Consider the following 22598-nt stretch of genomic DNA (forward strand, 5'->3'; position numbering starts at 1 on the left):
CCGTTCTTTACTTCGGTAGCATACGGTTTGAAGAAACGGATCTTGTTCAATACAAAGCGATCGCCTTCATCGCGGGCGGGGTCAATTACTTTCATGCCGACATCGAAGCGAAGTATAAGAAATGTAAAGTCGAAGCGCAGACCGAAGCCAGTACCCAAAGCAATCTCTTTATAGAACTGGTCGATCTTGAATTGTGAATTACCATTGGGAACGACTACACCATCCACCGTTTTTATTCTTTCCTGAAACGTCCACGTGTTACCGGCATCGAAGAATATAGCGCCACTCACAAAACCAAAAAGTTTTTGTCGCACTTCTATACTGGCCTCCATCAAAATCTCGGCAGGCTGTTCGATGTTATAGTCGAACATACCATCTTTCACCGGGTTGCCATTCGATTCCGGATCTTCTGTTCTGCGAGGCTTGAAAGAACCTGGCCCTAATCTTCGCGGACGCCATGCGCGTATACTATTGCTACCACCGGCAAAGAAGAACTTCTCGTATGGTAAACTTTTGTTCTTCGAGTACGAGTATGCTACTCCGGAATTAAACCGGTAGGCTATCGTTGTATTTCGGTCGATCACATTCAGCCTGCGCAAGTCGAGACTGAAGCGCAGATACTTGAAGTATTCCAGCTGATATTGTGTTACCAGCGATGGATCGATGAAGTTCCAGATCGTACCACCACTTTCCAGTTGTGCGCGAATAAAACCGGAGCTTCGTTCCTGGTTGCCATAGTTCCGGTAATTCCACGTTACACCGAAGATGATACTATTCACAAATGAAGGACGGAACGAGTTGAGCAAACTGAAATTACCCAGCGCTCCCTGCTGTGCCAGCAGCTCTTTAAAGTTCGTGGAGAGGTTGGCCGTATCAATCACACTCAGGTTGATCGGTGTGAGCTGATATAGTCTGTTCTTATTGTTCTGCCACGAATATGTACCGTTGATCGAGAACGCTGTTCGCCTGTATTCAGGTCGGTCGGTATAGGCGTACCCCGCGGTAAATTTAGTCTTGGGGTTAAACTCTGCATGCTTGAAGCGTGTGCGATCCTTGAATGGCCAAATGAACTGCGGGAAGGTGAGCGATGCGTTAACACCTGCTTCTGTACTCTTGTAGAAGTTCTGATCTTCTGTAGCGGAAGCCACCCCTTCAAAGCCGAAGCGACCGCTGATATCGAACGTCTCCATACCGTTGAATACATTGCGCTTTTTGAATGTCATGTTATAGAAGGGACCCGGAAAACCTTGCGTTACATTTACACCGGCTTCGTTACTCCACTCATATCGCGGCAGCGGACTGGTAAAGATGGTGGATACAAATTTACCGTTGGATGAATCGTAGTTGATGTTCACAAACTTGAATGCATCTACGTTTGCCAGCTGGCGTTGTGTGTTCAGCGTCTTCGAACGATTATATAGTTCGCCCTGCTTGATGAAGACGCGTTGCGACAGAATCTTGAGATTATAGTTGTTTTCGTAATAACTGTATTGAATATCGCGATAGGTACGGCCGGTACGTTCCTTGCCAGGTTTATTTATACCTATATCTGTCGTGAAATGTACTTCATCTACCGTAAACTTCTTGTGGAAGCCGCGCTTGGCCGGGTCGTTGATGATGATCATAACCGCCACTTTCCGGTCAGGCGAATGAAACGAAGTATCGGAAGCATACTCTATATATTGCCGGCTGAAATCGTAAAAGCCATTGTCTTTTAACATCAGGTCCAGGCGCTCACGTTCTTTGGAGAGATTATCTTCATCGTAGTGGTCGCCTTTCTTCAGCAGACTCAGGCGTTTATTCTCCTGTACGATGCGGTTGATTGCTGTGTCCTGTATCTGGTAAAAGATAGAATCGAAGAGATAGGGTTTGCCGGGTATAACTTTATAAATCACCTTTACCCGCTTCGGGTATATCTTCATGGTATCGACCTCCGCATATACTCTGTTGGTGAAATACCCTTTTGCAAAGAGGTAACTTCGAAAGCGATCAATGGTGAGTCGCACAAGACTACTGTCGAACACAGCAATCGGTTCTCCCCATTGCATCACCGTATTACCATTCTCGATTTTGTCGGTGAGCTTCTCGCTCTTCTGTTGCTTTCTGAACTGTAAGTTGTTGATGCGTTTGTCGCGTTTACTGACTGCGATCTTGGCATCGAACTTCTTTTCGATCCGCTCTTTCTTTTTGATCATTTTCTCCTGATCGTAGAAGCGATAGCCGAGATAGTAGATACTTACGAGAGGAGCCAACGGGCGGATGATAAACTTCCGGTTGGGGCGCTGGGCGTGGAGGTTCTGCAGCGCTGCGGCATCAATGGTGCGGGGTGCTTCGATCCTTTGGCGATACAATAACTTTTCATTTTCTTTCAGGTGCTTTATTCCCAGACAGCCGGAAAGCAGGAATGGGAGCAAGGCGGTATAAAGAAAATATTTACGGTTCAGCGTACTCAAGTGATAACAATGCTATCTAAAGCCAAAATCAAGTTTATCAAATCTTTGCAAGTAAAGAAATACCGGAAACAGGAGCAATGTTTTGTGGTTCAAGGTGCAAAGAGTGTGCAGGAATTATTGACTTCGGGCTTTGAAGTGACCATGATACTGGGTACTACGGATTTTCTCCGGCAACTATCGCCTAATGTAAAGGCTGAAATCATAGAAGTGTCGGAGAAAGAGCTGAGCGACCTCAGCGAGTTTCAGACCAACGACTCGGCACTGGCTGTGGCGCGTATGAAGGTGAAGGAAGGTATACTGGTGACTGCTGACGAATTTGCGCTGGTGCTGGATGATATACGTGACCCGGGCAATCTTGGAACCATTATTCGCACGGCCGACTGGTTTGGTATCAACAAGATTATAGCCTCGGAAGAGACGGCTGATTTCTATAATCCCAAAGTGATCAGCGCTACTATGGGTTCATTTGCCCGCATTGAAATATACTATACCAACCTGGCCGAATACCTGGTCAATACAACGCTACCGGTATACGGTGCTTTTCTGCATGGTAAAGATGTACACGATACTGATTTTGGAAGCGGAGGCCTGATCGTTATCGGCAACGAATCGCGAGGTATATCGGAGTCTCTTGAAAAATTTATCACCGATAAGATCACCATTCCCCGCTATGGCAAAGCCGAGTCACTCAATGCTGCGATTGCTACTGCAGTAATTTGTGATAACGTAGTGAGGAGGAAGTTTAAAGTTTAAGGTTTGAAGTTCCTGGTTTAAGTTCAAAGTTCTATAAAGCAAAAAGCCCGAAGTATATATATACCCGGGCTTTTTGCTTTATACTTTACGCTTTCTGCTTATTAAGCAAGTTCTCTCAAATCTACCGGCACTACGCGCGATACACCTTTCTCTACCATGGTTATACCATAGATAACATCGGTAGCAGTCATCGTGCGCTTGTTGTGCGTAACGATCACGAACTGTGAATCTTTACTGAACGTGCGAATGATGTTGTTGAACTTGTCGATGTTCGCATCATCCAACGGAGCGTCCACCTCATCGAAGATACAGAACGGTGCCGGCTTCAACAGGTACATCGAAAACAACAACGCAGTAGCGGTGAGTGTTTTTTCTCCCCCGGAAAGCTGATTGATGGTGAGTGGACGTTTACCTTTTGGTTTCGCGATAATGTCGATCTCAGACTCCAGCGGATTGTTCGGATCTACCAGGCGAAGATCGCACTGATCGTCTTCGGTAAACAGCGAGCGGAATACGCGGATGAAATGTTCCTTGATCTTGTTGAACGCTTCCATGAAGGTTGTACTGGCCACGCCTTCAATTTCGCTGATGGTGCTGAAGAGCGATTCTTTTGCCTTCAGCAAATCTTCTTTTTGTTTTAAGATAAAGTCGTTGCGTTCCTTGATCTCGGTATAGGCTTCCATCGCCATCGGGTTGATCGGGCCCATGTTATCGAGGCGATCGCGGATCTTCTGTACTTCTGCACGGATCTTGTCTTCATCCGCAGTAGCCAGGTCGTTGTTATCTTCTTCGGCTGACTGGTTGATGACGGAATCCAGATCAATATTAAACTCTACCGAGAGACGTTCTTTCACCGAGTTCAGCTGCATCTTGCTCTCGTTCAACTGACCTTGCATGTCCATCAACAACGTGTCGATGTTCTGGCGCTGGTGCTGAATTTCACGCAATGCTTTTTCGATCTGATCGATGAAGCCGCGATTCTCGTAGTAATCTTTTTCTGCTTCACCGAGGCCTTTTTCCATAGCCTCTTTCTCTTCGTACATGCCGAGCAATTCATCGTCATTGCTCTGTGTATTTTCGATGATGCGTTTTACTTCATCTTCGTTCTTCTTCAGTTCTTCCGCGTTTACCTCGAGGCGTTGTGCGCTCTGATCCATCGACTCCTGCTTGAAGCGGATCTCCTGATCTATACTCTTTACGCGGTTGTCTTGCTGGTGGAAGAATATATTTTGTTCGTTGAATGCTGCCGACTTCTGTGTGAGCAACTCGTTGTTCGAAGTGAGGTCTTGTGCGATTACACCGAGGCGATCTTCCTGCGCTTCGAAGTCGTGTTGTGCCTGTTTCGCTTTTGGCTTCAGGTCATCCAACTCTTTCAGCAACGTATCGATCTTCTCGAGTATATCTTCTCTGCGAAGGTCTGCGCTGTTGAGCATTTGTGAGAACTGCTCACGCTTGGTGCGCACGGATACAAACTCTTCGTTTACCTGGCGGATTGTATTCTGCACTTCTTCGATCTGCTGACGAAGTTTATTGTTGCGCAGCTTCTCGAGGTCAGCTTGTTTTTCGAGCAGACTTCCGCGGATATCGTCCAGCTTGGAGGTGAGTTCTTTGATCTCTTTCTCCAGCTTCTCCATGTTCTTCGCGCGACCGATCTTCTTTCCTTCGAATAACCCGACAGAACCACCGGATACACTGAACTTGCGCTTGGTAAGTTTACCGTTCTTGGTGATGAACGTGTTCTCATCGCTTGACGGAAGATTCTTAATGTCGCCTTCGAATATATATACCTTGTCGAGTATATAGGCCATCAGCTTTTTATACTTCTGATCGTATTCAATGATCTCCGTTGCCGGGAAAGCGTTATCGTAAATACGGCCGGGTGCCGACTCGAATTTTTCGAATGAATCCAGTATAAAGAAGTGTGCTTTACCTTTGGCCGCATCGCTCAGAATGTTGATTGCTTCGTATGCTTCTGACTCGTGCTCTACAATATAGTAGTTGAGGTATTGCTCCAGGTAATTTTCAATCGCTACGCGATACTCTTCGGATGTAGTAAGTATATCGGAGAGGAGAGGAGCATTTTTACCAACTTTCTTCTTGAGGAATTTGATCGCTTCCGGAAAGCCTTCCAGATTTTCTACCAGCGATTTGGTAAGATTATACTCGTTCTGACGTGCATCAAGTTTGCGGCCTGTTACGTTCATTTCTTCGCGTATCATTTCGATGGTCTTCTCCATCGCTACAATGCGCTCCTGTACTTCTTCTTCTTCTTTCTTCAGTTTGTCAGAGTCGCTGTTGAGTCCGTTCAGTTCATCCTGCAATACCTTGAGTTTATTTTCAAACTCCACGAGGCTTGCACTTTGTTGTGATGAATCGGATGCTGTTTTCTCCAGCTCCTGCTTGAACGATGATACCTGTATCTCGCGAATCTCTACAGCCTTGTTGATCTGGAAACTTTCTTCCTGCTTCTCGCGCTGTACTCTGCGCAGTGAGTCGGACTGTGTTTGTAATTCAGACGTGATGCGTTTCTGATCTTCGTATTCTGTTTTGAGGTGCTCGAGCTTTTGTGTGATCTCTGCTAATATACCTTCGGCTGAACTCTTTTCAGTTTCGAGACTTTGTATACTGAAGCGCGCACGCTCGTTACTTTTTCTGTCTTGCTCGATCTGATCGCGAAGTCCAGCAGCCCGATCGTTCAAATACTTGAGACGTTCGTTCTTGATCTGCTTCTCGCTTTCGTATTGACGAATCTTGGAAACAAATTCGTTGATCGCCTTCTGGCGTGAGCTGAGTGTTTTCTCTTTTAACACCAACTCTGCTTTTGCTTTTTCAATAGCGGCTTCCTTCTCTGCGATCTCTGCTGCCAGTGCTATCTTTCTGTCGTTCTCTTCCTGTACGCGCTGGTTGATGTCGTTGAACTTATCTTTCTGTTTGTTCACCACCACCTTGGCGAGGTTGATACTTTTATTTTTATAGTCTTCCTTAACCTTATAGTATGTTTCCGTCTGCTTGGCCTGCTTCTCGAGCGACTTCATATTCTTCTCGATCTCGAAGAGAAGATCTTCTACGCGTTCAAGGTCGGCATCGGTATCTTCCAGTTTCTTGAGCGTTTCTTTTTTACGCTTCTTGAACTTGGATATACCGGCTGCTTCTTCGAACAACATTCTGCGCGAACTGTCTTTATCGTTGAGCAGATCGTCCACCATACCCAACGCGATGATGGCGTATGTATTGGATGCCACCCCTGTATCGAGGAAGAGGTTGGTAATGTCTTTCAGGCGGCAGGTAACACCATTGAGCAGGTATTCACTTTCACCCGTGCGGTATAGCCTGCGTGTGATGGTGATCTGCGAATACTCCGTGGGAAGTATATTTTTGGTGTTGTTGATGGTAAGCGATACTTCCGCCATTTGCTGCGCGCTGCGCCCACTGGTACCGTTGAAGATCACGTTCTCCATTTTTTCGGAACGCAGCGTACTCGTTTTCTGCTCGCCCAATACCCAGCGGATGGAATCCACTACGTTCGACTTTCCACAGCCGTTGGGCCCGACAATACCGGTGATCCCTTCATCGAAGTTGATCACGACCTTGTCGGCAAAACTCTTGAAGCCTTTGATCTCCAGTTTCGCTAATTGCATGCTCTTGTGTTAGTGGTTGTTACTCCTAAAAAAATATCCGGAACCCTGCCATGGTTCGCGGTTGTGGTGTGGGGGTGCGAGTGACCTTCCCTTTTGGGTTTCAGTTGTTACCAAATGAAAATAGTTCGTAGAAAAGACCTACTGCTATTGCCTGTTGCCTACTGGAGCCAGTGGGGGAAGTCGGCAAAGATAAGATTCTGCGTTTGGCAATTCAAAATAAAAATTCTTTTGGCTGTAATCCGCTGATATTGAGCGAAAAGAGATAATTGTCGCGGGCATTTTCCGATCAAAAAGTGGTTTTAGCCCCGGGATATTTTTTCTGACGACAAAGAGGATTTTTTGCTATATGATTTAGAAAATTCCTTCCTGAATTTTCCCACTAAGTCTCCGAAAATCTGTTTTGGGAGGACTTCATCCTACGGTAAAGAAAACCATACGGTTTTTGTTGATGTGATTCAATTTTGATTGAATATATCGTTGAGAAATTTGGCGTGTAGTGCCTGTTCTGAAATATATACTATATATGCTTCTTTAAGTGATGTTATATTGTTTTTTAAATGGGGGGAATGTGAAAACCCAAGTATATACCTAATAAGTATATTTAGTATTTATACATTGGCAAACGAAAACAGTTCTTTCATATATAGTTTCCGGGCATCATCATCGAACTCGTAATCGGGTAGCAGGCAGCAGTTCATGATACTTTCAGGAACCCACAGCTGTACTTTTACCGGATAGCCAGGCACATACATATCCATGTATATAAAACTGTCTTTATGCTCGCGATGCAAAAGCAAGTGGCCCATTTCGTGAAACACCAATACTTCCGGATCTCTTTTATAGGCCGCTGTTGATGAGTCCACAACAATGGTGCGTGTTTCGTAATACGTTCTGGCATTTTTTCCTTCCTTCGACAAATCACCAAAGGTGACTGTAAAATCATTTGTGTTTTTAATATCGTGCGACTGTCGCTGCGCCTCGAGAAAGAAGTTATCTACTACCGGCTGAAGAATGGGCGTTATATGGTGATCGTCTTCTTTATTACAGGCAATACATAGAAAGAACAAGAGGCAACAAAGGCTAGGGGGGTTCATTGTTTCTGTTTCGCGTATCCTGAATTTAACGAATAAAAATGTGGGAAGTTGGAGGAATGAAGATTAAAGATTACAAGATTTTAAAATTTAGTATGACTTTGTTTCAACAGAGGAAACTTTGCCAGGGTAGTTACTATTGTATTTATAGTATATTTTGGTCTATACCTGTGAAGACGTTACAGTATTAGTTTTAAGAATCGTTAATCAGAGGTGAAAGAGATTGTGTGACTTTACTTTGTTATTCAGCTTATAGCGCACAACTATAACTTTTTAGAAAAAATATTTGGGTATTTGCGAAATGAACTTAAATAAGATTCGTTCTAAAGAGCAATATATAGGTCAAAACGATTTGGTTTTATTTAATTAAGTAGTATAAATATATAGTTAGTCGGAAGCTGTTGAAGTGAGCAAGCGCAAATTTTTGATAATCATTATACTATATATTTTCAGTCAACGTATGCGGTATACTCCGGTAATTGAGTAGGTAATTGGAAAGGAAAAATAATTTCAGCGGTTACCTTGTTGGTCTGTGTTGCAACTTTATATCTTGCTGCTGGATTTGTAAGTGACTCTTGGACGATTGTTGGGAATAGCGAGTTCCGTTGGCCTAATTAAAATTCCAGAGATTAATAAATAAGAAGAAATTTAACCTAACGCGTCTACCTGCCATGCTTCAGCGTATTCTCCTTGCTATAGGTATATTAAACCTATTGGCCATTATTATCTTGTCGATAACAGTTTTTGCCAGCGATCAGAAAGTTGTCTATGTAGACTCTTCCAAACTTCTAAACCAATATAAAGGCATGGAAGCAGCGCGTGCGGCTTACCAACAGAAAGCCAATACGTGGAAAGCCAATATCGATACGTTGGCCAATGAAGTTCAGCAACAGATTTTCAACTACGAGAAAGAGAGTAAAGCTATGACGGCAAAAGAGCGTCAGCTTAGCCAGGAACTTATTCGTAACAAGCAAAAGCAATTTGGCGAGTATCAGCAAGCGATGAACACACAAGCCCAGCAGGAAGATGCCAAGATGACGCGTGAAGTGGTGACACAAATCAATGCTTACTTAAAGAAATACGGTGAAGCCAACGGCTATAAAATTATACTGGCTGCTACGGAGTATGGAAACCTCGCCTACGCAGATGAGGGGCTTGATATAACAGATGAGGTATTGACGGGATTGAACAAAGAGTATAGCGGCAAATAATGCGTAGTATTGGTTTTATATCTATACTCCTATACACGTTTGTTATAGGATGTAGTCCTGATCGTCTTTCCTCAGAAGAGCTTACTGCTTTCGTAGCCGATGAATCGAATGGTTTAAGTAAATCTGTTACTGCTGCTAATAATACAGTGGTGCGAGTAACGTATCGCCCCACTGATCTGTGGGTATATCAGGAATTAGGCAAGGGTAAACATACTCCGGAGCAGATTGATAAAGCCCGGAAGAAATATAGTCAGAACCTATATTTCATTCTTAGCCTCTCGGCAAACGATAAGGAAGCCCTTCATCAATCAACAGGTGATCAATATAGCGACCTGGTGCAGACGCTTTCATTCCGTATGAATAATTACGTAACACTTACTACTTCTGCTAATGATACTATACCGGTGGGTGACTTTATGTTGAATCGTACCTACGGAATGAGTAGTAGCACCGATTTGCTTTTTGTCTTTAATAAAGAGAAAGCAAAAGATAAAGAATGGATACAATTCAACCTGAATGAATTTGGATTAGGTATAGGAAATCAACGCTTCCGTTTTGAAACGGATGATTTAGAAGATATACCCGAAGTGACTTTTGAGAACTAAAATAATTACTATAAAGAATTTCTACTCTTACCTTATATGATACGCAATCGAATCTTGCTGAAAAGCATTGCCGTCTTTCTTATTCTTGAAACCGTCTTTAACACGGTAGCACCAACTATTTCGTGGGCTTTAACTTCCGGGCCAATGGCTCCAGAACTTACCTCATTTGCGCCAATTGACTCCAGCCAGATGGTTAACAAGCTTACGGGTGATCTTGATTATCAAATGCCTTTGTTGGAGGTAAGCTCTCCTGAAGGATCTTATCCTTTAAATCTTTCTTACAAGTCGGGAGTTAAGCTTAATCAGGAGTCATCTTTCTGTGGTTTGGGATGGTCAATTAATGTAGGTTCAATTAATCGGATAGTCAATGGATTTGCTGATGACTACAATGGAGCCAGCTACTCCGTAAGAGATCAATGGGAGGGTGGAAATGCGTATAGTGAAGGAGCTGGATTGGATTTGGGTTCTTTCGGATTATGGTTTGAAGGCAACTGGTCAACGCATTCGCCTAATAAAGAAATAGACTTTAATGTCAAAGCTTTTGGGGTAGGTTTCGACAGCAAGACACAGGGAATCAGTTTCTCTATGTCATATGACAGTGACAATGATGAAGGATACTCTATTATTGGTATTGCGTCTAAAATGAACATGTCTTACGATTATGGAGGTGGATTAGCTACTGCCGAGAGTAGTGCGATGCAGGCATTCAACAATAACAACAACCGGGTTCAATCCAAAGTTGTAACGAGTAAAAACTATTTGGTTTATAAATACGAGAAACGGAGATACTGGATTGATGAAACCGATGATTCTAAGTTATACGGCCCACTGCAAGGACAGTACCTCCCTGCAACTATTTCAGATGATATAGCATTCGATAGATTCGTTTCTGGTGAATTTGTCTCTAACCCTACTTTCGAATCAAACCCACTTGTTATAAGGGAAAACAATGAGTTTCTGGCTGGTCCGAGTTTTCCATCCTTCGATATATATAGTGTTACTGCGCAGGGCATTGGTGGCAATATGCAGCCCGTAATTTTAGATAATGCAACCACATTTGATCGAAAGAAACTTAATCTTAACTACCGGGGATTGATCTTTGATATTGGATATGATAAACCAACGCGCTCCAGACATAGACCTCAATTTCGTTTTAAAAATGATTTCTCCAATAGCTATAAGGCCAGTAATGTAACGGATTTCGCGTTGACTAATACCGGGGCATCGATAGACTTGCAATCCAAATATTTGGGATATGATCAAAATATAGTTGACCCTTCAGGATTTAACTCTTCGTTCTTAGAGCTTGCAGGCTCAAGTAAAATTAGATATTTCGAGAATCAGGAGATACTGAATGGAACTGCAAAGAATCAAGGTTTTGTGAAATACGTTCGTGACAGAACTTCAACATCTTTTGCATCTTATGATAAGTCGTATACGATAGCCAATCAAGTTGGAGGTTTCTCTGTTACGAGTCCAGAAGGCATTACATATCATTATGGCCTTCCTGTATATACTTATGAAAATGGGCAAAAATTTCAAAAGTTTGATGAAGCAGGAAAGTTATCCTCCAGAGTTGTTAAAAGCGAACAACCTTATGCCTACACTTGGTTACTTACTTCAATCACTGGGGCAGACTTCGTGGACAAGAATGATAATGGAGTTGCGGATGAAGGTGATTGGGGATATTGGATGAATTTTGTTTACGGCAAATCAGGAACTTATAAATATAGGCTTCCGGCAGAAGATAATAGTTATATAGTATCTAGTGATGGGTCTAAGTCCTTTTCGTATGGTAAGAGGGAAAACTATTATTTGGATGCGATTTATTCTAGGACACAGACTTGTTTCTTTGTCAAAGATATTCGGGTAGATACAAAGGGTGTACTTGATCCCGAAGCAGGTGGATTCGGTATTACGACAACAACAGTCTCTGCACCTTCACTTAAGGTGAACGAAATTATATTAATGGATAATAAAAATTTCATTTCTTCCGGTAACACTATACTGGATCAAGTAAATATTATCTCAAATAAATATGCTACGGATGAGATTTATGGCGATTGTTCCATTTTCAATACAGATATAATTACTAAAGCCGATGCAGACCTTTTTTTTCCAGGTGTCAACGACTATATATTAAGAAAGATTGTTTTTGACTATGATTATAGTTTGTGCCCAGGCACAACCAATAGCTTCGATATAGATTATAATTCCATGACGAAAAGTGATGTATTGCAAGGGAAACTTACCTTAAAGAGGGTAAACTTTCTTGGCAAGCAAGGGACTTCTTTGTTACCAGCTTATAATTTTGACTACGAGGGCGATAGAGTGTTTGTTGGCGGTGATATTCTGAATTCAACAGGAAAGAATATATCAATTCGCATTTCAAATATCAATTTATTAGCTAAAGGAGATATCATTCAATTCACAGCCAACGGTGGGCAGCATTATGGATTGGTAACTGATATGATTGTTGAAAGCAACACTGCATCGGTGAAGTTGCTTTATGGCCCAGACCTACCGGAAGGGTATCATCAAAATAGTATATCAGTCAACACTACGAACAATCCTCCCTATAGCAACGATTTATATGATTGGTGGGGATATTATAAACCTGATTACTTTAAAGACCCTACGACGGTAAGTGAAAATGATCTTTATAGAATGACCAATGAGTTGTCTTCGAAATCAGTTGATTCATGGTCTCTTCGATCGATTACTACTTCATTGGGAGAAGTTTTGTCGTTCGACTATTCGTCAAAAGATTATGATGATGTAGGTGTAGGAAGCAAAGTTATTTTGAATGTCTCAAATAAGACAGGAGCATTCTTCGATAACGACCTTACTAAAGAATACAAACTTCAGGAGCACGATAATTACCATAATGGAGGTCACATTAAATATTTGAACCTCTATGTGGTTGAGCATGACTTATTGAATGCCGTGAAGGATCAAATACCTGTAGGGAGTTTTATCGATATATTATCTTATACAGAGCAAATTTCTTCTACTGGAGGTCAATTAAACACGGTAACGATCGGACAGGGAACATTCACTGTACCCTTAAAGGGACAAGTTAAGATTGAATCCATTGGTAGTGACTATATTAAGATAAGTGATCCAAACCATGTCTTGTTGGATTATCAGGATGGAAATGGTCAAGCTAAATATCATCGCCATTTCTTATCATTTCTCATCCTCCCAGACACAAAAGCATACGGTGACGGTATAAAAGTCAATTCAATTACTTTAGAAACTAATACGGGAGTTAGTAAGGAGTCAACATATACTTTCAATCAAGGAATTACTGTATCGGAGCCTTCAAAATATAGCTCTTTATGCACTGATAAGTACGCCTATACATGGGACATGATGGCAGACGACTATGATATTGCCATGTATGAGAGGGAATTTCAACGATTATTCTCTCCGCTTAGGAATGTATCCGGTGAAATCCCAGGGCCAAGCGTAGTATATGGCTTATGTACGGTAAATAACTATGTAGGCGAAGTAAAGCTTGATCGATACACTTCCTACAAGTTTAAGACATTCGATCCTACCTTGATTCAAGGTTCTGAAACTGACGAAGAGTATTATTATTCAAGCATAAAAGTAACTGGTGGGTCTCATGAATCTCGAACGTTACGTATAAAGGATTTTACAAGTCAGATCGGAAATATTTTAAGCATTAAAACCTATGACTCTAAATCAAACCAATTATTAAATCAGGTCAATTATGATTATATAAGTGATTATGATCAATATCATAATCAAGGGATTTTAGATCAAGTCTTTAATGAGCATAGAATTATTCATCCTCATTCAGACGGTGTGGATATACATTTAGGTACTGTAAGCATTATTTCAAGTTATCCATCAGTTTTGGAATCAATTACTTCTTATGATGCAAAACACCTGATTACAAATAAGACGATTCAAACAGGCTTTGATTTCTTCTCAGGCGCACCGATTGCTACACAAGCACAGGATGTGCATGGCAATGAATATGTAACCGAGAAGATACCGGCCTATAGTAAGTATCCAAATATGGGGCTTGCGCTAAACGGAGGTAAAAATATGTTAATTCAGGAGGCTGCTTCCTATACCTATAAAGTAGATCCTTCTCAGAATAACAAAAAGCTTGGTCTTGTTTCCGCTTCCGTTCAAACGTGGAGTGATAAGCTGCCAACCCTTCAGCAAGGTAAATTAGCGTCTGAAGCATCGGCACAAAACGGTATCTGGCGTAAAGCAGCCAGCTTCAATTTCATAGGTTCAGATAATGTAGCCTTATCGATCGATGGACTATATCCCGCTCAAAGTGTTACAAACTTTACAGCGTGGAATAAAGATGATGCTGTTCCGGATGGATGGCAGAAGACCGCTGGTATTACGCTATACGATGTGAACTCTCACGCGCTGGAAGCCACAGATGTTAATGGTAATTATGCCGCTACGCGAATGACATTCGATCAGTCACGTGTTACTGCCACAGCCGCGAATGCCAACTATAATGAGTTTGCCTATTCGAATGCAGAAGACCAATCGTCCAATAATGCATTGGGGAGTGAAGTATATCAGAATGGCAATCCCAATACAAATATAGCGCATACAGGAAGTTCATCATTAACAGCTTCCGCCAATACACGCGGCTTTACCTATACAATGGTAGCACCTAAGCAACGCACGTATCGTGTAAGTGTCTGGTCATCGCAGCCGGTCGCAGCGGTCAAGTATAAATTTGATTCGAATGCCGAAGCCGTTGCACCTGTAAAGAATAAAGGTAAGGCAGGTAACTGGTATTTACTGGAAGCCGATATAGCTGTGAACACGACAACCGTTTCGAAATTTGAAATGTGGTGTGAAGCAGGTGTTAATGCTACTAATTTCGATGACTTCCGCGTAAGACCGGTGGATGCAGCCATGACCAGCTATGTATATAATCAGTGGGGCGAGCTATCGCATATACTGGATAACAACAACCTGTATACCGAGTATCGCTACGATGCGATGGGGCGCCTGACCTCTACCTATAAAGAGAGCTTCAAATCCACCTATGGTAATCAAGGTATCGTGAAGACTGGCGATGTAGAGTATAATTACGGTTCAAACAATCCGTATACACTTACGATCAGTACATCCAGTACCGGTACACGAGGCTATATATATCCTTCCGGTAATGTATCAGTTCAACAAGGGAAAGACCTTCGTTTTGAAATGCGCGACAAGTGTTCTTACAATACACTGGGTGCCGTATGGATCGATGGTAAAAAGATAGATGTTGATAAATCTTCTGTAACACTTGCCGATGGAACGCTGGTATCCATTCAGAGTTCGGGTAAGGTGATCACCTTCACCAACGTTCAAACAGCCCACACCATACGAGCAGAGTTCGCAGCCAATTCAGTTAAGGGTGTAGTGGTATGTAACGGTTATACCGATGGTAATGGAAACACCTGTTACGATGGTGGGTATAAATATGTTTACTATGACTTATGCGGAAATCAAGGTAGTTGGATGAACGCAACCCGTGCGGCTGATGTTCCGGCTGATCTTCAATCACTCATACCTACGAGCAATTGTTGCCAGTATAATGATGGTACTATATCTGGATGTAGCTGCAGACCAGGGGGGAACTAAATTGAATAAGACTTAATAACGCATACTTAATGAAATAGCATGAAGCGTTTATATATATTTATATTTTTTGCTGGCTTATTAGCAAATTCCATATCAAGCCTTGGGCAAACCCCCACGGAAGAAGGATGTGATATTCGACACTCAGGCGGTAATTGCGTTGGGCAGCCTATAACATTTTATCCGGATTGTTTAGATAACAGTTATACCAATTTTAACTGGATTATTGATGGCACTCAAATTTCCACAGGAAATTCTTGTACCTATACCTTTACCACTGCCGGTAGTCATACGGTGAAACTTGGATCATGGTGCAGTGCTTCTTCTGGTGATTGTACCCATCCCAAACCAGTGTATACCCAGACGAATATATTTCTTGAAAATGTACCGAGTCCTTCCATTGTAGCAAGCACGCGACAGGTTTGTGAGAGTGGTAGCGTTACATTATCAGTTCCGAGTGAATATATCAATTCAGGTTATGACTTTCTCTGGCGATCAGTTCCTTCCGGCTACACGGGAACGGGGCCATCGGTTACCTTTAACAATGTTTCTACTACAACAACTTTTTATTTGACAACATCCGGTGAAGCCTGTGCGAATGAAAGTCAAATCGTAGTAACCGTTGGAAAAACAATCCTTCAACCGGTTTTGAATCCGGTAACATTTTACCACAGACGAATATTAACAACCAACGATATTCGAAGCGGTCATTATTGGGAGCAAAGCAGCACAGGTACAGACCTGAACAATCCTGTGAATGGCGATTATACCGTATACCAATCCGGTGATTACTTCATTCGATTTTATTCTGCCGCTACAAACTGTTGGGGCAGTGCACTTGGGCCGGTTCATGTAGCTATAGATTATGCACCACCGCTTGCTTCAGTAGGGCAGATATTGAAATCTGGTTATAATGATATATACTTTGCCAATGATGAAAAGGACTATATCTTTTCGTATGCTGATTACTATTGGGTAAACAGTGCTAGTGACAATCCGTCTATAGTCCGTCCTTATTGTGTTAATGGCGTTGTTACAGGAAGCAAACTTTATAAGAACGGAACATATTACCTGAAAGGTCGTGATCGGGGTACAAACACGTGGGGTCCTACACAAACTATAGCTGTTACATTACGTGGTGATGAGAGTTTGAACTGGGTACATACCCGCGCCTATGATGGAACACAAACCAGCGATGGTCAGCCGTCCGATAAAGTAGTAAGTGAGTCGAAAGCATACTTTGGCGAAGATGGCAAGAGCCTTCAGAGTCAGACAAAGAATTTTACATCGGGCAAAATATTTACGAGTCAGGAATTGCGTGATCAATACGATCGCGTGGTGGCTAATACTCTACCGGCTCCAATCACATCAACAGATTTTTCATACAACGCAGCATTTGTGCTTACACCCACTGGTGAGGTCTATGATCACAAGAGCTTTGATACATTCGATCCACAAGGTGATGACGAATCGGAAAATACTTTATACAATCCTGTAAAAGTTGGCGACACTGAAGAAGGAACGGTTGGCTGGTATTACAGTGATAAGAATACGTTAGAAGAGAATGTTCCCAAGACAGGTTATCCCTATAGTCGAGTTGATTTTTATAATGACGGTACGGGTGAAGCAAGACGTTCATCAGGTGTTGGAGAGATCCTTCGCTTTGGAACCGGTCATGAATCGTTGAGCGGAACATTCCCGGTATACCAGGAACTAGAGGACTATCTGGATAAGCGCACGATTGTGTTACCGGGTATAGCACAAGACGGAGTTTTATCGAATGAAGGTGTACAGACGATAGCGCGAGATCAGAACGGTAAATATGCTATCAGTATAACGGACAAAGCTGGTAATGTAGTGATGACTGCACGGTCAGGAAGGGCCACTGATAAAGTATTAACTATATCTAACAGTGTTGTTTCCAGCGGATCACCTTCGTCTCCCAATTACAGAGCGATGACCTATTTCTATATACTCGAAGATCAGGCTGTCTCTATTACCGGTAGTACCGATTTTGTAGTAGAAGATATAGTCTCCGAGGTACCTAAGAATCCTGGCGAGACATTTGCCGGTTCTGATGGAAAATGGCCTGCCGGTTTCTATCGTATACTGCTTACCAATGCAGCGAGTGAAATAACCGTATCATATACCAATAATTTTCTGGATGTATCCTACAGCTTTTATAACGATGCAGGGAGATTAGTTTCATCCGTATCTCCCAATGGAATGAAAGAATGGCTGAGTAGTCAAAGTAATGTAGATACCCGATATACCACTATTGATAAAACAACCTATCAATATAATTTCAGAGGTTGGTTAATGTCCATGACCGAACCAGATGCCGGTACGACAAACTATAAATACCGTCAGGATGGAAAAATCAGATTCTCTCAAAATGCACAGCAGTTGATTGATAAACATTTCTCCTATACGCATTATGATAAGCTGGGCAGACCGATAGAATCAGGTGAATATATAGGAACACAATACCAATTCGCTTCGCTGAATACGCAGCTTGAATTTGGTCAACAAATTCAATTTTCACATGCTGACACGCGAGATTGGGTGGCAACTCATTATGATTATCCTGATGCAAGTTTCAATGATAGTACAAAGTTAGGGGCAAAATATATGCAGGATTATGTAGCAGGTGCTGTTTCATGGTCAGAGAATGCCAATATAAAAACATGGTATAGCTATGATGAACTTGGTCGTGTAACATGGATGGCACAGAAGCCTGCAGCATTAGACCGCGTGTTCGTCACAAAATATACTTACGACTTTTTAGGAAATGTATTGACCGCGGCCAACCTCTCATTTCAGGTAAAGAAAAATCTCGATAATGCGGTATTGTTGGAACAATTCTATCATCATTATGAATACGATGCTGATATGCGTTTGAGTAAAGCCTATACCAGCACAACCGAAGCAGGTGACAAGAAACTTCGAGCCACCTATACCTATTACCTGCATGGCCCGCTCAAGCGCATAGAACTTGGCGACAAATTGCAGGGTATAGATTTCGTGTATAATATCAACGGCTGGCTCACACAGATCAACCACCCGGATAAAACCAAAGACCCTGGTAAAGATGGTAATGATGCGTTCGGAATGATTCTGAACTATTATGAAAGTGATTTAACAAGTGTATTTCAAACCGGGTATAATTCAGATCGCATACAAGATCCGAATAGTTTCCATAAGCTTCCTAATAGCAACGAAAATCAATCTGCGATTGCCTTTGAACCAAAAGCAGCGTATAGATCGAATATGCTGGAAACGCTAGAGCAGTTAAAAGCACTTCGGGAACAAGAAACTCATGCTATATTCTCGGAGAACGTATTAGCGAATGACCAGGCAACGGAAGATATACTTCCTATAGCAGAAGCACTTATTCCTATGTCAGCTCCGGATTTTGGAACTACAGATTCACTGGTGGTTGCCTCTGTAAAACCTGTGCTCTATGAACAATCTGCTGCAACGAATGTTGTGCCCGATGATGTAGAGTATGCTGCATTAAAGGATATATATACCAGTTTAGCCGGTGCTAGCTGGACAAAGAAAACCAACTGGCCGACAACATGGCCTGCAACAGCCACGAGTGTTGAGTTTGGTACATGGTTTGGTGTGGGCGTATCGAATGGAGATGTTGTATCGATCAATTTACCTGCCAACAAACTAACGGGTACCATACCGACATCTATAGCCAATCTTACAGAGCTTTCTTCGATATATATGCAGGGCAATAGTATATCCGGAAGTATACCCACGCAGATGGGTTCACTCGGAAAACTTGCCGTGCTGAATTTAAGTTCGAATACCCTGTCGAGTACGATTCCAACGTCATTTACCAACCTAACGAGTCTTACTTATCTTAATCTTGGCAAGAATACGCTGACAGGATCAATCCCTTCTGAGGTTGCCGGTATGACAGCGCTTCAAAGTTTCCTTCTGAATGAAAATAAGCTAAGTGGCACGTTGCCTGTAGCGATTGGTACTCTGCAAAATCTTACAACCTTCAATGTTTACAGCAATACAATTACGGGGGCTATACCTGCTGCATTGAATGGCTTGTATAATTTGACAACGCTCAACCTTTCCTATAATAAATTTTCAGGGGCGATTCCTGATCTGAGCGCATTGACGAAGCTTGTTACAATCGATCTCCGTTCCAATACACTCACGGGCAGTATTCCTTCGTGGTTAAGTACCATAACAACGCTGGAAAATATATACCTTGGGATCAATAGTCTCTCGGGTACAATACCTGCCTCGTTAAGCGCACTTTATAATCTTAAAACATTATCGCTTTATACCAATACACTCACCGGTACACTTCCTCCTGAATTAGGTGAACTGAGTAATCTTCAAGTTCTATACGTATTTCAGAATCAGCTTACAGGTGAGCTTCCGCCATCTTATGGACTTTTAACAAAGCTGCAATACTATTATGCCAGTGAGAATAGCTTTACGGGAAATATACCCGAATCCTATAGCAACCTGAAGGAGCTTCTGTACTTCAACGTACAGAGCAATCAGCTTTCTGGTGACCTTCCCGACATCTTCAGCAACTGGACGAAGGTCACCTCGTTCTACGTATCGTCCAATAAATTTACCGGAGTTGTACCTGCGTCTGTAGGAAGCATGACCAATCTGGTGAACTGCTATTTAAGCAATAACGCATTTACCAGCGTACCACCATCTCTGCTGAACCTGACAAAGACACAATTCATTGTACTGGATGGCAATAAACTGCATAGTATACCAGACTTTACAACACTTTCCAATAAAGCTACGCTAAACCTGTATGTGCGGAATAATTACCTTGATGCATCCGATCTGGAATCATTGTATACCGCTGCAAACACTTCGGGTTTCAAGGCCCTGTATACAACGCCACAGTTGGTCGATCCAGGGGCGAGAATAGCTGTCCCTCAAGGACAATCTCTCACCATTATAGCAGGGGGTAAAACAGCTAACACCACTTTTGTGTGGGAGAAACAATCCGGCTCAACCTGGACAGATGTAACATCACGCAATCAAAGCACGAGTGCAGATGTGTTTGTTATCAATACCCCTGTAGCTTCAGATGCCGGTATATATAGATATAGGGTCACTACATCTAAGATCACAGCGCTTTCTATTATCAGTAATCCCATCACGGTGCAAACAGTGGATGCCTTACCAGCGGAAACATCACCGGATATACGATACAATGGATTGATCACTTCTGTTCAATGGCGTACAGACAAAGCATATTCTTCAGACGATGATGATTATTATGGTCAGTACCAATACACGTATGATGATAAGTATCAATTGAAAGAAGCTAATTATGCTGACTTCAATAAGACCACAAAGATGTTTGATCCTGCGGGGAATAACTATCGCCTCATGGGCATGAGCTATGATCCCAATGGAAACATTCAAACATTGAAACGCTTTGATGGTGACGGACTATATAAGAATAATCTTTCCTATACGTATCTCGCCAATACGAACAAGTTAGATAACGTAAGCAGTTATGTATCGAAGTTCACCTACAACGCCATCGGGCAAATGACCGGTGAAGATAAAGTAAGTGATGCCGATCAGTACGTTGATTATGATGTGACCGGTAAAGTCAGAAAAGTATATACCGATGCAAATAAATCTGTACCGAATGTAGAATATATATATGATGACCGTGGATTTAGACTGGCCAAGATAAATTACCAGACTAAACGAACAACCTGGTATATACGCGATGCTTCCGGTAATATACTGAGTATATATGAACAGGCTGGTATATTGCCTGATTCGAATCAACCTATACAATGGTACCTTACGCAGACCACCTTCGATGGTACTACATTAAAAGTAGCAAGTGGTTATACTTCAGGAAGTGCCACATCGAGCAATACACTTGCAGCAAATCAGGACGGATCAATAGAGTATACCGTTGAAGATTTTTATAATACAAAAAACATCGGCCTGAGGGTTGTCGGTTCAACTACCAACTCGTATGTATTCTCATTCAATGCAAGTCCTAATAAGACAATCAGTATACGAGTATCGGGTAATGCTGTGTCAAGCTTTGGCTATGCAATTGGTGATAAGCTGAAACTTGTTCGAAGCGGGGCGAAGTATCAGTTCTATCAGAATGGTGTGCTCAGGTACGAATACGCGACAGGATCAACAGGTCAGATCGAGGTATATGTAGCCCTCAACTCAGCAACCTCTGTTGTGAGTGGACTGACCTTTAAGCCCGTTGACACAACACCACAGGAAGCAAGCTTTGCACTGACGGAAATTCCGATTTATGGAGCCGGTAAACTGGGTACATATTATCCTTCGCAGGATAGTAGCTCTGTATATGAGATTACAGACCATCTTGGTAATGTACGCGCACTGGTGCGTGAAAATGTGAACATCTATACGGCTACGATGGAAGACAACGGCACAGCCGATTTAACTAACCCGCGCGTAACCGAAATGAATTACTTCCAGAACATTTTCGAAACGGAAGTGCAGGACGTGCAGATGAATCATACTCCTAAACTGGCAGCAGTGCCTTCCCCGGATAAAGCTGCCTATCTATACTGGATCAGCGGAACACCAGGAATGGATATGCAGGATAAATCGGTTGGCCCTGCTATAGCATTGAAAGTAAATGCCGGCGATAAAGTAAATATGGAAGCCTTTGCCCGCTATGAATACAGGGAAGACTTTACGGAAGATGTTACACTTGCAGCATTCTCACAATTATTAGGTTCTACCTTTAGCTATGTACAAGGCTTCGAAGCGATGTCTGCGAGTCAGACGACACAAACTTTTCAGGCTGCACTTCCTGCACTGCTGGGAGGCGGTAAAGATGCAAGCCAGCCGAATGCGTTCCTGAATTATATAGTGTTTAACAACGACATGGAAAGCGTTAAAAGCGACCGTGTGCAAGTTTCGTTAGATGCCGCTTTTGAGCCGGACGAGCGAGCAGTAAAAGATATGTTTGAGAAGCTCGCCTTGAATGTTACTATCACCGAACCAGGCTATATTTATGCATGGGTAAGCAATACCAGTCAGGATACGAAAGTATGGTTTGATGATTTTAGTGTTTCGCATATCTCTAACTTTGTAACGCAGGCTACGGATTATGGAGCTTGGGGAGATGTTTTACGCGATCAGAAGACAGATGAGAGTATATATAGATATAGCTATCAGGGTCAATTTGCGG

8 protein-coding genes are annotated in these 22598 nt (G+C 42.4%); 5 read left to right on the forward strand and 3 right to left on the reverse strand.

The features are described from left to right. Positions 1-2453 (reverse strand): BamA/TamA family outer membrane protein (locus VIN08_RS03925; RefSeq protein ID WP_331960546.1); only part of this gene is annotated, 2453 nt, incomplete at its 3' end. A 9-nt stretch (positions 2454-2462) separates the two neighbouring features. On the opposite strand from VIN08_RS03925, the gene VIN08_RS03930 reads away from it, so the two are divergent. Beyond that, complete coding sequence (locus tag VIN08_RS03930; RefSeq protein ID WP_331960549.1) at positions 2463-3206, forward strand: RNA methyltransferase; 744 nt, start codon at positions 2463-2465, stop codon at positions 3204-3206. 101 nt (positions 3207-3307) lie between these two features. Here the strand turns inward: VIN08_RS03930 and smc are convergent, their stop codons facing one another. Further along, positions 3308-6844 (reverse strand): chromosome segregation protein SMC, encoded by a 3537-nt coding sequence (gene smc, locus VIN08_RS03935; RefSeq protein WP_331960552.1) that lies wholly within the window; start codon positions 6842-6844, stop codon positions 3308-3310. A gap of 608 nt (positions 6845-7452) precedes the next feature. Continuing rightward, positions 7453-7938, reverse strand: coding sequence for a hypothetical protein (locus VIN08_RS03940; protein WP_331960555.1), 486 nt, complete (start codon positions 7936-7938; stop codon positions 7453-7455). Between the two features lie 668 nt (positions 7939-8606). On the opposite strand from VIN08_RS03940, the gene VIN08_RS03945 reads away from it, so the two are divergent. The 4 genes from VIN08_RS03945 to VIN08_RS03960 all read left to right on the forward strand — a co-directional run. Next, the gene (locus tag VIN08_RS03945; protein ID WP_331960558.1) at positions 8607-9146 is read left to right on the forward strand and encodes an OmpH family outer membrane protein; all 540 of its coding nucleotides are present in this window, start codon (positions 8607-8609) and stop codon (positions 9144-9146) included. Continuing rightward, a complete protein-coding gene (locus VIN08_RS03950) occupies positions 9146-9751 on the forward strand; it encodes a hypothetical protein (RefSeq protein WP_331960560.1) in 606 nt (201 codons plus the stop codon). The genes VIN08_RS03945 and VIN08_RS03950 overlap by 1 nt, the downstream gene beginning before the upstream one ends. Before the next feature lie 36 nt (positions 9752-9787). Beyond that, on the forward strand, positions 9788-15391 hold the full coding sequence (locus VIN08_RS03955; protein WP_331960563.1) for a hypothetical protein: 5604 nt from the start codon (positions 9788-9790) through the stop codon (positions 15389-15391). A gap of 348 nt (positions 15392-15739) precedes the next feature. After that, a partial coding sequence (locus tag VIN08_RS03960) for a hypothetical protein (RefSeq protein ID WP_331960566.1) occupies positions 15740-22598 on the forward strand: 6859 nt, incomplete at its 3' end.

The sequence above is a fragment of the Ohtaekwangia sp. genome, assembly GCF_036568665.1.
Taxonomy (GTDB): domain Bacteria; phylum Bacteroidota; class Bacteroidia; order Cytophagales; family Cyclobacteriaceae; genus Ohtaekwangia.